The sequence below is a fragment of the Thauera sp. K11 genome (genome assembly GCF_002354895.1).
GTDB classification, from domain to species: Bacteria; Pseudomonadota; Gammaproteobacteria; order Burkholderiales; family Rhodocyclaceae; genus Thauera; species Thauera sinica.
Map to the genome: position 1 here is coordinate 597224 of NZ_CP023439.1, position 13839 is coordinate 611062.

The 13839-nt window shown below is 70.5% G+C and carries 13 protein-coding genes; 7 read left to right on the forward strand and 6 right to left on the reverse strand.

What is annotated here, in order from left to right:
- Positions 1-119 precede the first annotated feature (119 nt).
- Genes hemC through CCZ27_RS02780 form a run of 4 tightly spaced genes read left to right on the forward strand, consistent with a single transcriptional unit; the run spans position 120 to position 4334 of the window.
- Positions 120-1052, forward strand: coding sequence for a hydroxymethylbilane synthase (hemC, locus tag CCZ27_RS02765; protein ID WP_096445279.1), 933 nt, complete (start codon positions 120-122; stop codon positions 1050-1052).
- An 18-nt stretch (positions 1053-1070) separates the two neighbouring features.
- The gene (locus CCZ27_RS02770) at positions 1071-1877 is read left to right on the forward strand and encodes a uroporphyrinogen-III synthase (RefSeq protein ID WP_096452097.1); all 807 of its coding nucleotides are present in this window, start codon (positions 1071-1073) and stop codon (positions 1875-1877) included.
- A 9-nt stretch (positions 1878-1886) separates the two neighbouring features.
- Positions 1887-3116: a uroporphyrinogen-III C-methyltransferase gene (locus CCZ27_RS02775; protein ID WP_096445281.1), complete on the forward strand. Its 1230-nt coding sequence runs from the start codon at positions 1887-1889 to the stop codon at positions 3114-3116.
- A 9-nt stretch (positions 3117-3125) separates the two neighbouring features.
- The gene (locus CCZ27_RS02780) at positions 3126-4334 is read left to right on the forward strand and encodes a heme biosynthesis HemY N-terminal domain-containing protein (protein ID WP_096445283.1); all 1209 of its coding nucleotides are present in this window, start codon (positions 3126-3128) and stop codon (positions 4332-4334) included.
- Between the two features lie 85 nt (positions 4335-4419).
- Here CCZ27_RS02780 and hemF read toward each other — a convergent pair whose 3' ends face one another.
- The 6 genes from hemF to CCZ27_RS02810 all read right to left on the reverse strand — a co-directional run bounded on the left by hemF (position 4420) and on the right by CCZ27_RS02810 (position 10926).
- Positions 4420-5334: an oxygen-dependent coproporphyrinogen oxidase gene (gene hemF / locus CCZ27_RS02785; protein WP_096445285.1), complete on the reverse strand. Its 915-nt coding sequence runs from the start codon at positions 5332-5334 to the stop codon at positions 4420-4422.
- A gap of 100 nt (positions 5335-5434) precedes the next feature.
- Positions 5435-6712, reverse strand: coding sequence for a phosphoribosylamine--glycine ligase (purD, locus tag CCZ27_RS02790; RefSeq protein ID WP_096445287.1), 1278 nt, complete (start codon positions 6710-6712; stop codon positions 5435-5437).
- A 23-nt stretch (positions 6713-6735) separates the two neighbouring features.
- The gene (purH, locus tag CCZ27_RS02795; protein ID WP_096445289.1) at positions 6736-8331 is read right to left on the reverse strand and encodes a bifunctional phosphoribosylaminoimidazolecarboxamide formyltransferase/IMP cyclohydrolase; all 1596 of its coding nucleotides are present in this window, start codon (positions 8329-8331) and stop codon (positions 6736-6738) included.
- Between the two features lie 89 nt (positions 8332-8420).
- A complete protein-coding gene (locus tag CCZ27_RS02800) occupies positions 8421-8657 on the reverse strand; it encodes a helix-turn-helix domain-containing protein (RefSeq protein WP_096445291.1) in 237 nt (78 codons plus the stop codon).
- Positions 8654-9676: a tRNA dihydrouridine synthase DusB gene (dusB, locus tag CCZ27_RS02805; RefSeq protein WP_096445293.1), complete on the reverse strand. Its 1023-nt coding sequence runs from the start codon at positions 9674-9676 to the stop codon at positions 8654-8656. The genes CCZ27_RS02800 and dusB overlap by 4 nt, the downstream gene beginning before the upstream one ends.
- 104 nt (positions 9677-9780) lie before the next feature.
- Positions 9781-10926 (reverse strand): trans-sulfuration enzyme family protein, encoded by a 1146-nt coding sequence (locus CCZ27_RS02810; protein ID WP_096445295.1) that lies wholly within the window; start codon positions 10924-10926, stop codon positions 9781-9783.
- 210 nt (positions 10927-11136) lie between these two features.
- Here CCZ27_RS02810 and CCZ27_RS02815 point away from each other — a divergent pair, with 210 nt between their 5' ends.
- The 3 genes from CCZ27_RS02815 to CCZ27_RS02825 are packed head-to-tail and all read left to right on the forward strand — an operon-like array spanning position 11137 to position 13636.
- Positions 11137-12165 (forward strand): methionine ABC transporter ATP-binding protein, encoded by a 1029-nt coding sequence (locus CCZ27_RS02815; protein ID WP_096445297.1) that lies wholly within the window; start codon positions 11137-11139, stop codon positions 12163-12165.
- Complete coding sequence (locus CCZ27_RS02820) at positions 12165-12824, forward strand: methionine ABC transporter permease (protein ID WP_096445299.1); 660 nt, start codon at positions 12165-12167, stop codon at positions 12822-12824. The genes CCZ27_RS02815 and CCZ27_RS02820 overlap by 1 nt, the downstream gene beginning before the upstream one ends.
- Positions 12825-12844: 20 nt before the next feature.
- The gene (locus CCZ27_RS02825) at positions 12845-13636 is read left to right on the forward strand and encodes a MetQ/NlpA family ABC transporter substrate-binding protein (protein WP_096445301.1); all 792 of its coding nucleotides are present in this window, start codon (positions 12845-12847) and stop codon (positions 13634-13636) included.
- Positions 13637-13839: the final 203 nt, after the last annotated feature.

Consider the following 13839-nt stretch of genomic DNA (forward strand, 5'->3'; position numbering starts at 1 on the left):
AGCCCCGCATGCTAGAATCCGCGCCCGAAAGCGTACCATTGGTGCGAACCCTCATGCTGCAGTGCGGCGATCCTCCGCGCAAGCCCGCCCGTCCCAGTCCATCGTCCGAGTGATCCACCGTGAGCCCAGCGACCCCCGAGCGCATCGTCATCGCCACCCGTGAAAGCCGCCTTGCCCTGTGGCAGGCCGAGCACGTCAAGGCGAGGCTGGAGTCCTTGTACCCCGGCTGCCGCGTCGAACTCCTGGGCATGACGACGCGCGGCGACCAGATCCTCGACCGGCCGCTCGCCAAGGTCGGCGGCAAGGGGCTGTTCGTCAAGGAACTCGAGACCGCGCTGCTCGACGGCCGGGCCGACGTCGCGGTGCACTCGATGAAGGACGTGCCGATGCAGATGGGCGAGGAATTCGCGCTCGCCTGCATCTCTGCGCGCGAAGTGCCGCTCGACGCCTTCGTCTCCAACCGCTACGAATCGCTTGCCGACATGCCGCCGGGCGCGGTGGTCGGCACGTCGTCGCTGCGGCGCGAATCGCAGTTGCATGCGCAGTATCCCTTCCTCGGCGTCACCAGCCTGCGCGGCAACCTCGACACCCGGCTGCGCAAGCTCGACGAAGGGCAGTACGACGCCATCATCCTCGCCGCGGCGGGGCTGACGCGGCTCGGCCTCGAGGGACGCATCCGCAGCGTGCTGCCGTCGGAGGTTTCGCTGCCGGCGGCCGGGCAGGGGGCGCTCGGCATCGAATGCCTGGCGGGACGCGAGGATCTGATCGGCTGGCTGCAGCCGCTCGACGACGACGACACCGCCGCATGCGTGCGCGCAGAGCGCGCGGTGGCGCGCGCGCTTGCCGGCAGTTGCGAGGTGCCGCTCGGCGCCTACGCGCAGATGCGCGGCGGCAGGCTGTGGCTGCGCGGCTTCGTCGCGCGCCCGGACGGCAGCCGCATCGTGCGTGCCGAGCGCGAAGGCGCGCCGGCCGACGCCGAGGCGCTGGGCGCCGCGCTGGCCGAGGACCTGCGCGAGCAGGGCGCGGACGCGATCCTCGCCGAACTCGGCTGAGTGCGCCGCGCCCGGCCCATGACCCAGGCGACGCAGCCTCGCGGGCCCGGCGGAGAGAAGAAGGGGCTCGCCGGGCGCTGCATCGTGGTGACGCGGCCGCAGGAGCAGGCGGAGAGCCTCTGCCAGGCGATCCGCGAGGCGGGCGGCGAAGCCTTTCCGTTTCCGGTGCTCGCCATCGGCCCGGCGCCGGACGACAGCGGCCTGCGATCCATCGCCGACCGGCTGGACGATTTCGACCTTGCCTTCTTCGTCAGCCCCAATGCCGTGCGCCATGCGCTCGACAGCCTGCTGCCGCGCCGCGCGTGGCCGGCCCGCCTGCGCGTGGCGACGGTGGGCAAGGGCAGCGAATGCGAACTGGCCCGCTACGGCTTCCGAGAGGTGATCGCGCCGCAGGACGGCTTCGACAGCGAAGCAGTGATCGCGCTGCCGGAGTTCGCGGCCGATGCCGTGGCGGGGCGCCGGGTGGTGATCTTCCGCGGCGACGGCGGGCGCGACCTGCTTGCCGACACGCTGCGCGAGCGCGGCGCCGCGGTGGAGTTCGCGACCGTCTACCGGCGCTTCCGCCCCGACCTCGATCCGGCGCCGCTGCTCGCGCGTGCGCGCTCGGGACGCCTCGATGCGCTGCTGCTCACCAGCAGCGAAGGGGTGGACAACCTCGTCGCCATGGTCGGCGCCGAGGGCATGGCGGTGCTGAACGCCGTGCCCGTCTTCGCCCCGCATCCGCGCATCGCCGCGCGTGCGCGAGACGCGGGCTTCCATGCCGTGATCGAGACCGGCGCCGGTGACGGCGGCATGCTGCGGGCGCTTCTGAGCCACTTTGGTTAAACTTCCGCCATGAACGAAGAAAAGCCCGCCCTCACCGCTCCGCCGCCCCGCAACGATCGCGAGCCCGCGGATACCCCTTCCAGCGCCGCGCCGGGTTCGTACGGGACGGCCACCGACGGCCGTCCCGCCGCGTCGAACGCACCGGCCGGGCGTTCCGCTCTTGCCGGCTGGTCGATGCTGTTCGCCGTCGCCGCGGTGGCCGCCGCCGGCTGGGCGGGCTGGCAGGCGTGGGAGACGCGCTCCCAGGCGGCCGGGCTGAGGGAAGAGCTGGCGCGCCGCCTGAGCGACGGCGAGACGATCGCCGCGGAGGCGCGCGGCATCGCGCGGCAGCAGCAGGAGACGATCGCCGCGCTGCAGGGCAAGCTGGGCGCGATCGAGGCCAAGGTCGAAGCGACCGAAGGGCAGGCCGCCGCCCTCGAGGCGCTCTACCAGGCTTTCTCGCGCACGCGGGAGGACGAAGTTGTGGCCGAGGTGGAACAGACCGTCGTCGCCGCGGCGCAACACCTGCAGCTCGCCGGCAACGTCCAGGCCGCGCTGGTCGCCCTGCAGGCCGCCGAGCAGCGTCTCGCTCTGCAGGACAGGGGACAGCTCGCCCCGCTGCGGAGGGCCCTGGCCAATGACATCGAGGCACTCAGGCTGCAGCCGGCGATCGACATCCCGGGGCTGGGCCTGCGCCTGGAGCGGCTGCTCGAGCGTGCGGACGCGATGCCGCTCGCCTTCGAGGGACAGTTGCCCGCCGGCGAGCAGCCGGAAGCAGAGGCGCCGGCCCCTGCCGGGGAGGGCGACATCGCCGCGCGGGCGCTGGAGTTCGGCCGCGCGCTGCTGGCAGACATATGGCACGAGGTGCGCGGCCTGGTGCGCATCGAGCGCCTCGACCAGCCCGATCCGGTACTGCTGTCGCCGGCGCAGAACACTTTCCTGCGCGAGAACCTGAAGATTCGCCTGCTCACCGCCCGCCTCGCGCTGCTCGCGCGCGACGGCCGCACCTACGTGGCCGATCTCGCCCAGGCCCGCCTGTGGGTGGAGCGGTTCTTCGACCTGAACGACGAGCGGGTGCAGGCGACGCTCGCCGAACTGCAGGAGCTGCAGCAGGTTGCGCTGAGCACCGAACTGCCGGCCCTGACCGAGAGCTTCGCCGCCCTGCGCCAGCTCCAGTCGCGCGGGCGCGAACTCGCTCCTGCCACCGCGCCTGCGCCGAGCCCGGCGCCTGCGGGCGGAGCGCCCGCGCCGCAGCGCTGAGGACGAGCCATGCGTGCATTGATCTGGCTGATAGGCATTTTCGCGCTCGCGGCGGGTCTGGCGATGACCGCCGGGCTGAACGAGGGATACGTGCTGGTGGTGCTGCCGCCGTGGCGCGCCCAGTTGTCCTTGAACCTGCTCGCCGTGCTGCTCGTGGTGGGCTTTGGCGTCGGCTACATCGTGGTCAGGCTGATCCGGCGCACGGTCGCGCTGCCCGGCCGCGTGGCGCAGTGGCGCGAACGCCGGCGGCGCGAAAAGGCGGGCCAGGCGCTGCGCGAGGCGTTGCGCGCCTTGTTCGAGGGCCGTTTCGCGCAGGCGCTGAAGTTCGCCTCGTCCGCCTTCTCGTCGGGCGAGAGCATGGCGATGGCGGCGCTGGTCGCGGCCCGGGCGGCCCACGCGATGCACGACGAGACCCGCTATCGCATCTGGCTCGGGCATGCGGCAGAGCAGGGTGATGAAGGGCGCGTGGCACGCCTGATGACGGAAGCCGAACTGGCCATCGAGGGGCGCCGCTTCGACGAGGCGGCCGAGCGGCTGGAGAGCCTGCGTCTGGCGGGCCATCGCCATATCGCGGCGTTGCGCATGTCGCTGAAGGTGGCTTCCGCCCTCGGCCAGTGGGAAGACCTGCTGCGCACGACCCGGCAACTGCTCAAGCACAAGGCCCTGACGGCGGACCAGGCCGCACCCCTGCTGCGCCGTGCTCACCTCGAGCGCATGCGCGAACTGCGTAAAGATCCCGCGGCGCTCGCGGCCTGCTGGAACGACATCCCGGCCGACGAGTTGCAGGACCGGCGCCTGGTCGAGCGCGCGGTGCCGCTGCTGGCGGCCGTGGGTCAGGGCGCGCTCGCGCGCCGCACGCTCGAACGCCTGCTCGACAAGGAATGGGACAGCGCGCTGGCGCGCCTGTACGCTCATTGCGGAGATGGTGCGGGCGATGCCGTCGGCTGCCTCGCCAAGGCCGAGGGCTGGCTGCAGCGCCAGCCCAACGACGGCGGGCTACTTTACGCGCTGGGGCGGCTGTGCATCGGCGCGCAACTGTGGGGCAAGGCGCAAAGCTACCTGGAGGCCTCGCTCGGCCGTGCGCCGACCGTCGATGCCCAACTCGCGCTCGCCGATCTGCTCGAAAGGCTGGGCCGCCCGGAGGAGGCGCAGCGGCGCTACCGGGCCGCGGCCGAGATGGTGGCGGGCGGTACGCCGTCCGCGGTCGTGCCGGTCTGAGGATCGAGGAGACGAGGCCCGCTGCGGCGGCGATGCCGGCGGAACGATCCGCCGCGCGTCGCCGCCGCCGGGCCGGCGTTCGAGCTCAGGCCCAGTCGCGGGGCTGCAGGAAGACGTCGTACAGCCGGGCTTCGTCCGAGCCGGCTTCGGGCTTCCAGTCGTAGCGCCACTTCACGACGGGCGGCATCGACATCAGGATGGATTCGGTGCGGCCGCCCGACTGCAGGCCGAACAGCGTGCCGCGGTCGTACACCAGATTGAACTCCACGTAGCGCCCGCGCCGGTAAGCCTGGAAGTCGCGCTCGCGCTCGCCGTAGGGCGTCTGGCGGCGGCGCTCGGCGATCGGCAGGTAGGCGCCGAGGAAGGCGTCTCCCACCGAACGGGTGAGCCCGAATGCCCGGTCGAAGCCGGTGAGGCCCTCGCCGTCCGCGCCGAGATCGTCGAAGAACAGGCCGCCGACGCCGCGTGCTTCGTTGCGATGCTTCAGGAAGAAGTAGCGGTCGCACCAGTCCTTCAGCCGGCGGTATTCCTCTTCGCCGCCGAAAGGCAGTACCGCCGCCTTGCAGGCGGCGTGGAAGTGGCGTACGTCCTCTTCGAAGCCGTAATACGGCGTGAGGTCCATGCCGCCGCCGAACCACCACACCGGCTGCCTGCCCTCGGCCGTCGCGACGAAGAAGCGCACGTTCATGTGCACCGTCGGGCAATAGGGATTGCGCGGGTGGAGGACCAGCGACACGCCCATCGCCTCGAAGCCGCGTCCAGCCAGTTCGGGCCGGTGCGCGGTGGCCGAGGCCGGCATGCCGCTGCCCGTCACGTGCGAGAAGTTGACCCCGCCGCGCTCGAAGAAGCCGCCGTCCTCGATCACCCGCGTGACCCCGCCGCCGCCCGCCGGGCGTTCCCAGGAGTCGGTGCGGAAATCACCGCCGTCGAAGGCGGCGAGGCGGGCGACGATGCTTTGCTGAAGCTCGAGCAGGTATGTCTTGACGGCGCTGGAATCCATCGGTGCGGGTGTGATGCTTGGCGTTGGGTCGAGGACGGCCGCGTTCTGCGCGCGGCGTTCCGGGTGGCGAGCGCCGTCGGAACGGCGGGCCGGCGTGGTGTCAGCCCTTGCGCGCCAGGGCGCGGTGGCCGATGTCGCGGCGGTACTGGCGGCCGTCGAAGTGGATGGCGTCGGCCACCTCGTAGGCGCGCTTCTGCGCCAGCCTGACGTTGTCGCCGAGGGCGGTCACGCACAGCACCCTGCCGCCGGCGGTGACGATCCTGCCATCCTGCTCGGCGGTGCCGGCGTGGAAGACGTGCGCGTCCTCGGGGCTGGCGGCCGGCAGGCCGTCGATGGGATCGCCCTTGCGCGGGCTGTCGGGATAGCCGTCGGCGGCCAGCACGACGCCGAGCGCGAAGCGGCGGTCCCATTCGGCCTCGACCTTGTCCAGGCGCCCGGCGATGGCGGCCTCGACGAGATCGGAAAGATCGGTCTTCAGGCGCATCATGATGGGCTGCGTCTCCGGGTCGCCCATGCGGCAGTTGAACTCGACCACCCTGGCCTTGCCGGCGTCGTCGATCATCAGGCCGGCGTAGAGGAAGCCGGTGTAGGGCAGCCCGTCGGCGGTCATGCCGGCGAGGGTGGGCTGGATGATCTCGCGCATCACGCGCGCATGCACTTCCGGCGTCACGACCGGCGCCGGCGAGTACGCCCCCATGCCGCCGGTGTTGGGCCCCTCGTCGCCGTCCTTCAGGCGCTTGTGGTCCTGGCTGGTGGCGAGCGCGAGCGCGTGCCTGCCGTCGGCCATCACGATGAAGCTGGCCTCCTCGCCCTCCATGAACTCCTCGATGACGACGCGCGCGCCGGCGTCGCCCATCTTGTTGTCGAGCAGCATCATGTCGATCGCGGCGTGCGCCTCGCCGGCGGTCATGGCCACGACGACGCCCTTGCCGGCGGCGAGCCCGTCGGCCTTGATGACGATGGGCGCGCCTTCGGCGTCGATGTAGGCGTGCGCCGCGGCGGCGTCCGAGAAGCTGCGGTACTTCGCCGTCGGGATGTTGTGGCGCACCAGGAACTGCTTGGCGAAGTCCTTCGAGCTTTCGAGCTGGGCGGCGGCCTTCGTCGGGCCGAAGATAGGCAGGCCGCCGGCGCGGAAGGCATCGACCACGCCGGCGGCGAGCGGCGCCTCGGGGCCGACGACGGTGAAGGCGACCTGCTCCCTGCGCGCCAGTTCGAGCAGGTCCGGCACCGCGGTGGCAGCGACGTTGCGGATCTTGGGTTCGTGCGCCGTGCCCGGGTTGCCCGGCGCCACCAGTACGCGGGTGACCTTGGGCGACTGGGCGAGCTTCCAGGCCAGCGCATGTTCGCGGCCGCCGGAACCGATGACGAGGACTTTCATGGGTTGCTCCGGATCAGGGCGGCTCAGTGGCGGAAGTGGCGGAAGCCGGTGAAGACCATCGCGATGTCCTGCTCGTCGGCCGCGGCGATCACCTCGGCGTCGCGCATCGAGCCGCCGGGCTGGATCACCGCGGTGGCGCCGGCCTGCGCCAGCACGTCGAGCCCGTCGCGGAACGGGAAGAAGGCGTCCGACGCGACCACGCAGCCGGCGATGGAGAGGCCGGCGTTCTCGGCCTTGATCCTGGCGATGCGGGCGGAATCGACGCGGCTCATCTGGCCGGCGCCGACGCCGACGGTCATGCCGTCCTTGCAATAGACGATGGCGTTGGACTTCACGTACTTGGCCACGCGCCAGGCGAACAGCATGTCGCGCATCTCGGCCTCGGTCGGGGCGCGCTTCGTGACGACCTTGAGGTCGGCGATCCGGATGCGCGCCTCGTCGGCGCCCTGCACCAGCAGGCCGCCGCCGACGCGCTTGTAGTCGAAGGTGCCGGCGGGCTTGCCCAGCGGGCAGGTCAGCACGCGCACGTTCTTCTTGCCGGCGAGCAGTTCGAGCGCGTCGGCGGTGTAGGACGGCGCGATCAGCACCTCGAGGAACTGCGCCGACACGGCCTCGGCCGCGGCGCGGTCGACTTCGCCGTTGAACGCGATGATGCCGCCGAAGGCCGAGGTGGGATCGGTGGAGAATGCCTTGCGGTAGGCTTCCAGCGGGCTGGCGCCGAGCGCCACGCCGCAGGGATTGGCGTGCTTGACGATGACGCAGGCCGAGTTCGCCGCCTCGCCGTCGAAGGCTTTCACGCATTCCCACGCCGCGTCGGCGTCGGCGATGTTGTTGTACGACAGTTCCTTGCCCTGCAACTGGGCGTAGCCGGCGATGCCGCCTTCGGCGGCGCCGGGCTGACGGTAGAAGGCCGCGCTCTGGTGCGGATTCTCGCCGTAGCGCAGGTCCTGCACCTTGTCGAAGGCCAGTTGCAGGCGTTCGGGGTAGGTCTGCAGCGACACGTCGCCGGCTTCGTTGGTGACCAGCGCGGTGAGGTAGTTGGAGATCGCCGAATCGTAGCGCGCGGTATGGGTGAAAGCCTTCACCGCCAGCGCGAAGCGGGTCTTGTAGCCGAGCCTGCCGGCGTTGGACTTCAGCTCGGCGACGATGGCGGCGTAGTCCTCGGGGTCGGTGACGATGCCGACGCCGCCCTGCTCGTTGCCGTGGTTCTTGGCCGCCGCACGCACCATGGCCGGGCCGCCGATGTCGATGTTCTCGATCGCGTCGTCCAGCATGCAGTCGGGCTTCGCCACCGTCTGCTGGAAGGGGTAGAGGTTCACGACCACGAGATCGATGCGGCCGATGCCGTGGGCGGCGATCGTGTCCATGTGCTCGGCGAGGTCGCGGCGCGCGAGGATGCCGCCGTGCACCTTGGGATGCAGCGTCTTGACGCGGCCATCGAGCATCTCCGGAAAGCCGGTGTGTTCGGACACGTCCTTGACCTCGAGCCCCGCTTCGCGCAGCAGGCTGGCGGTGCCGCCGGTCGACAGCAGCTTGATGCCGAGGCCGGCGAGTTCGCGTGCGAAGTCGAGCACGCCGCGTTTGTCGGAAACACTGATCAGGGCTTGGGTGACGTTCATCGTGGTCGGGATGCGGAGATCGGATGGCGGGAAAAACGGGATGCGGCGCGCCGCCGGCGGACGGGCGCCTCGCGCCGGCCTGGCCCGGCTCAGAGCAGGTCGTAGTCGGTCAGCTTGCGGCGCAGGGTGTTGCGGTTGATGCCGAGCATCTCGGCCGCCATGGTCTGGTTGCCCTTGGCGCGCTGCAGCACGAATTCGAGCATCGGGCGCTCGACGTTGCGGATCACCATGTCGTAGATCGCGCCCGGCTTCTCGCCATCGAGGTCGCGGAAATACTGGTCCAGCGTGCGGAAGACGGATTCGGCAATCTCGTTGCTGCGGCTCATGCTGCGAGCTCCTGAGGCAGTTCGGCTTCGTAGCGCAGGCGCGCGTCGGTCTCGGCCAGCTTGCCGAAGAACTCGTCGACGGCCGCGAGCTGCGCCGGAATGTCGGGGATCTGGTTCATCGCGTGGCGGAAGGCGGCGGAGCCGACCAGGCCCTTGGTGTACCAGGAGATGTGCTTGCGGGCGATCTTCACGCCCTTGTCCTCGCCGTAGAAGGCGTACAGGTCGTCGAGATGTTCGCGGCAGACCTGGTGGATCTCGCCCACCAGCGGCGGCGGCAGTTCCTCTCCGGTGGCGAGGAAGTGTTCGATCTCGCGGAAGATCCACGGCCGGCCCTGCGCCGCGCGGCCGATCATGACGCCGTCGGCGCCGGTATGGTCGAGCACCTGTCTGGCCTTCTGCGGCGTGGCGATGTCGCCGTTGGCGATCACCGGGATCTTCACGCGCGACTTCACGTGGGCGATGGTGTCGTACTCGGCTTCGCCCGTGTACTGGTCGGCACGGGTGCGGCCATGGATGGCGATGGCGCGGATGCCGGATTCCTCGGCGATGCGCGCGATCAGCGGCGCGTTCTTGTTGGCGCGGTTCCAGCCGGTGCGGAACTTCAGCGTCACCGGCGTGGACGGCACCGCCTCCACCACCGCCTCGAGGATGCGGGCGACCAGCGGTTCGTCCTGCATCAGCGCCGAGCCGGCCATCACGTTGCACACCTTCTTCGCCGGACAGCCCATGTTGATGTCGATGATCTGCGCGCCGCGCTCGGCGTTGTGGCGCGCGGCCTCGGCCATCATCGCCGGATCGGCGCCGGCGATCTGCACCGAGATCGGCTCCACCTCGCCGTCGTGGTTGGCCCGGCGCTGCGTCTTCTCGCTGCCGTAGAGCAGCGAGTTCGAGGTGACCATCTCGGACACGGCCAGGCCCGCCCCCATCTTCTTGCACAACTGGCGGAACGGGCGATCGGTGACCCCGGCCATGGGGGCGACGATGAGATTGTTGCGCAGCGTGAATCCGGCGAACTGCATGGGACGTCGAACGTTCGGGAAAACCAACATTTTACCCCATCGATCAAGCGCCTGGGCGCACGGATGCTCTCCCGGCCGATCCGGCGGCGCGGCGTGGCGTGGGTTCAGCCCGCCGCGGCCGCCAGCGCCTGCTCCAGATCGGCGATGAGGTCGTCGGTGTGTTCGATGCCGACCGAGATGCGCAGCAGGTCGGCCGGGCAGCGGCTGCCCGGCCCTTCGACGGCGGCGCGGTGTTCGATCAGGCTTTCCACCGAACCCAGCGAGGTCGCACGGCGGAACAGCCGCACGCGGGCCGCGACCTCGCGCGCCGCCGCCTCGCCGCCGCGCACGCGCAGCGACAGCATGGCGCCGAAGCCGCCGTCCATCTGCCGCCTGGCGACGTCGTGGCCGGGATGCGAGGGCAGGCCGGGGTAGAGCACGGCCAGGACCGCCGGATGGTGCTCGAAATGGCCGGCGATGCGGGCGGCCGAGGCGGCGGCCGTGCGCACGCGGGGGAAGAGCGTGCGCAGGCCGCGGTTCAGCAGCCAGGCTTCGAAGGGGCCGAGTACCGCTCCGCCCGCGGCCCGCGCGGTCTTGACGCGCGCCCAGAAGGCGTCCGCCTCGCGCGTCACCAGCACGCCGGCGACGACGTCCGAATGGCCGTTGAGGTACTTGGTGGCCGAATGCATGACGATGTCCGCGCCCAGCGCGAGCGGCCGGGTGAACACCGGCGTGGGGACGGTGGAGTCGACCACCAGGCGCGCGCCCGCGGCACGGGCGAGTTCGGCGGCGCGGGCGATGTCGGTGATCTCCCAGGTGGGGTTGGCGGGCGTCTCGACCCACACGAGGTCGGCCGGGACTTGCAGCCGGGCGGCGAGTTCGCCTTCGCCGGCATGGAAGTCCAGCGTCAGTTGCCAGTTGGCGCAGAACTCGATCATCCAGCCGCGCAGCCCCCAGTACATGTCCTGCGGCGCGACGATGCGCGCGCCGGGCTTCAGCGCCAGCAGCACCGCCGACGCGGCCGCCATGCCCGAGGCGAACAGCGCCGCCGCCGCGCCGCCTTCGAGCCGGCACAGCAGGGCCTCGGCCGGATCGAAAGCCGGGCTGGCGTCGCGCGCATAGAGCCGTCCGCCGGGCAGGCTGCCGTCCGGGTCGCGCTCGAAGGTGGTGGCGACGTGGATGGGGGGGACGATGTCGCGATGCGGCATCGCCGCGCTGCCCAGTCCCTGGGCGGCGAGGGTGGCGGGGGAGAGGTTTTCGTCCTGCGGCATGGTGCGGTGTCCTTCGGCGTGGCGGCGGGCGAGGGCCCGGAAGCGGCGAGCCTACCGGCGGGGGGCGGCGCTGTCCACGCGCCGGTTCCGGCGCGCACCGCGGAGCGCAGCGTTCCGTCCGCGGTGATGGATGCGTCCCGAAAGCGTGGTGCGGCATCCTGCGGACGGGTAAAATCCGCGGCTTTTCCCCAGATTCCGGGCACTTTCGCCGTGATCCGCATCGAGAACCTGCACAAGACCTATCGTGCCGCCGACGGCCGCGAGGTCCGGGCGCTCGCCGACATCGACCTCGAGATCGGCTCCGGCGAAGTGTTCGGCATCATCGGCCGCTCCGGGGCCGGCAAGAGCACGCTCATCCGCACGCTGAACCTGCTCGAGCGGCCGACTTCCGGCCGCGTGCTGATCGACGGCGACGACGTCACCCGCCTCGACCGCGAGGCGCTCTACGCGCTGCGCCGGCGCGTCGGCATGATCTTCCAGCATTTCAACCTGCTCGACGCCAAGACGGTGGCGCAGAACATCGACTGGCCGCTGAAGGCGACCGGCCACGGCAACGCCGCCGCGCGCACCGCGCGGGTGGCCGAACTGCTGGCGCTGGTGGGGCTGTCCGAACACGGCCACAGGTATCCGGCGCAGCTCTCGGGCGGGCAGAAGCAGCGCGTGGGCATCGCGCGCGCGCTCGCCAACCGGCCGCGCCTGCTGCTGTGCGACGAGGCGACCTCCGCGCTCGATCCCGAGACCACGCAGTCCATCCTCAAGCTGCTGCTCGACATCAACCGCCAGCTCGGGCTCACGATCGTGCTGATCACGCACGAGATGCAGGTCATCCGCACGATCTGCGACCGCGTCGCGGTGATCGACGGCGGACGCATCGTCGAGAGCGGCAGGGTCGTGGACGTCTTCCTGCATCCGCGGCATCCGGTCACGCGCAGCATGGTGGCGCAGAGCGACCCGCTCGCCGCCGCCAGCCTGGACCCCGCGCACGCCTACATGGGCGAGCGCCTGCGCGGCACCCTGGTGCGCCTGACCTATCTCGGCGACGTCACCTACCAGCCCATCCTGAGCCGCATCATGGCCGCGTCCCCGGTCCAGATCACGATCCTGCAGGGCGAGGTGTCGAGCATCAAGGACGTGCCTTTCGGCCAGTTGCTGCTGGAACTCGAAGGCAGCGAGGACGACGTCCGCCAGGTGTTCGCCGAACTCGACCGCTATCGCATCCACCACGAGGTGCTGCAGTGATGGATCTGTCCGCCATCGACTGGAGCGACATCTGGCTGGCGACCTGGGAAACCCTGGTCATGACCGGCGTGTCGCTGTTCTTCACCGTGCTGCTCGGCCTGCCGCTGGGCATCCTGCTGTTCGTCACCGCGAAGCGCCAGTTGCTCGAGCAGCGCGCGCTGTACGCGGTGCTGTCCTTCGTCGTCAACGTGCTGCGCTCGGTGCCCTTCCTGATCCTGCTGATCGTGATGATCCCGGTCACCGTGATCCTGATCGGCACCTCGCTCGGGGTGGAGGGCGCGATCCCGCCGCTGGTGGTGGGCACCGCGCCGTTCTTCGCGCGCCTGGTCGAGAACGTGCTGCGCGAAGTCGACCGCGGCGTGATCGAGGCTTGCCAGGCGATGGGCATCCGCACCCGCCATATCATCTTCGGCGCCCTGCTGCCCGAGGCCCTGCCGGGGCTGATCGCCGCGGTGACCGTGACCGCGATCACGCTGATGTCCTATGCTGCGATGTCGGGCGTGATCGGCGGCGGCGGCCTCGGCGACCTCGCCATCCGTTTCGGCTATCAGCGCTTCCAGACCGAGGTGATGGTCATCACCGTCGCCCTGCTGGTGGTGCTGGTGCAGTTCATCCAGTACTCGGGCGACCGCCTGGTGCTGTATTTCACCCGCAAGTGATCCTTACAAAGGAGCTTCAGATGTCCCGTACCCTCCGCAACCTGCTTGCCGCCGCACTCGGCACGCTCGCCGTCGCCGCCGCCCACGCGGCCGACCGCCTCGTCATCGCAGCCACCCCGGTGCCGCACGCCGAGATCCTCGAATTCGTCAAACCGATGCTGGCCAAGGAAGGCGTCCAGCTCGAGGTGAAGGTGTTCACCGACTACGTGCAGCCGTCCATGCAGACCAACGAGAAGCGGGTCGATGGCAACTTCTTCCTGCACAAGCCCTATCTGGACGAGTTCAAGAAGAAGCAGAAGAACGACATCCAGACCATCGTCACCAAGGTCCACGTCGAGCCGCTGGGGGCGTATTCGGCCAGGTACAAGGATGCGGCCGCGCTGCCCGAGGGCGCGACGGTGGCGATTCCGAACGATCCGTCGAACTCCGGGCGTGCGCTGCTGCTGATGGCGCGCAAGGGCTTGATCACGCTGAAGGACCCGAACAACATCTCGGCCACGCAGAAGGACATCGCCGCCAACCCGAAGAAGCTGAAGATCCGCGAACTGGAAGCGGCGACGCTGCCGCGCATCCTGAACCAGGTTGATCTGGCGGTGATCAACACCAACTACGCGATCGAGGCCGGCCTCGATCCGTTGAAGGATTCGCTGTTCATCGAGGATGCGACCTCGCCCTACGCCAACCTGCTGGTGGCGCGCGAGGACAACGCCAGCAGCCCGGCGATCAAGAAGCTGGCGGCGGCGCTGAATTCGCCCGAGGTGAAGCAGTTCATCGCCGACAAGTACAAGGGCGCGGTGGTGCCGGCATTCTGATCCGGCAGGACACCGCCGCACGGCGAAGGCCCGTTGCCCCGCGAGGGGCGCGGGCCTTTTGCGTCATGGGGAGCCTGCGCGGCGAAGGTGCGATGAATCCTGCGTCCTGCGCGGGGCGGCCTTGTGTGCGTAGCGGGAACGTCGCCCTGCAGCCGGCCGGCGTGCCGCCCGGGGGCGTCTGGTGCCGGGCCGGGGAGCGCCGG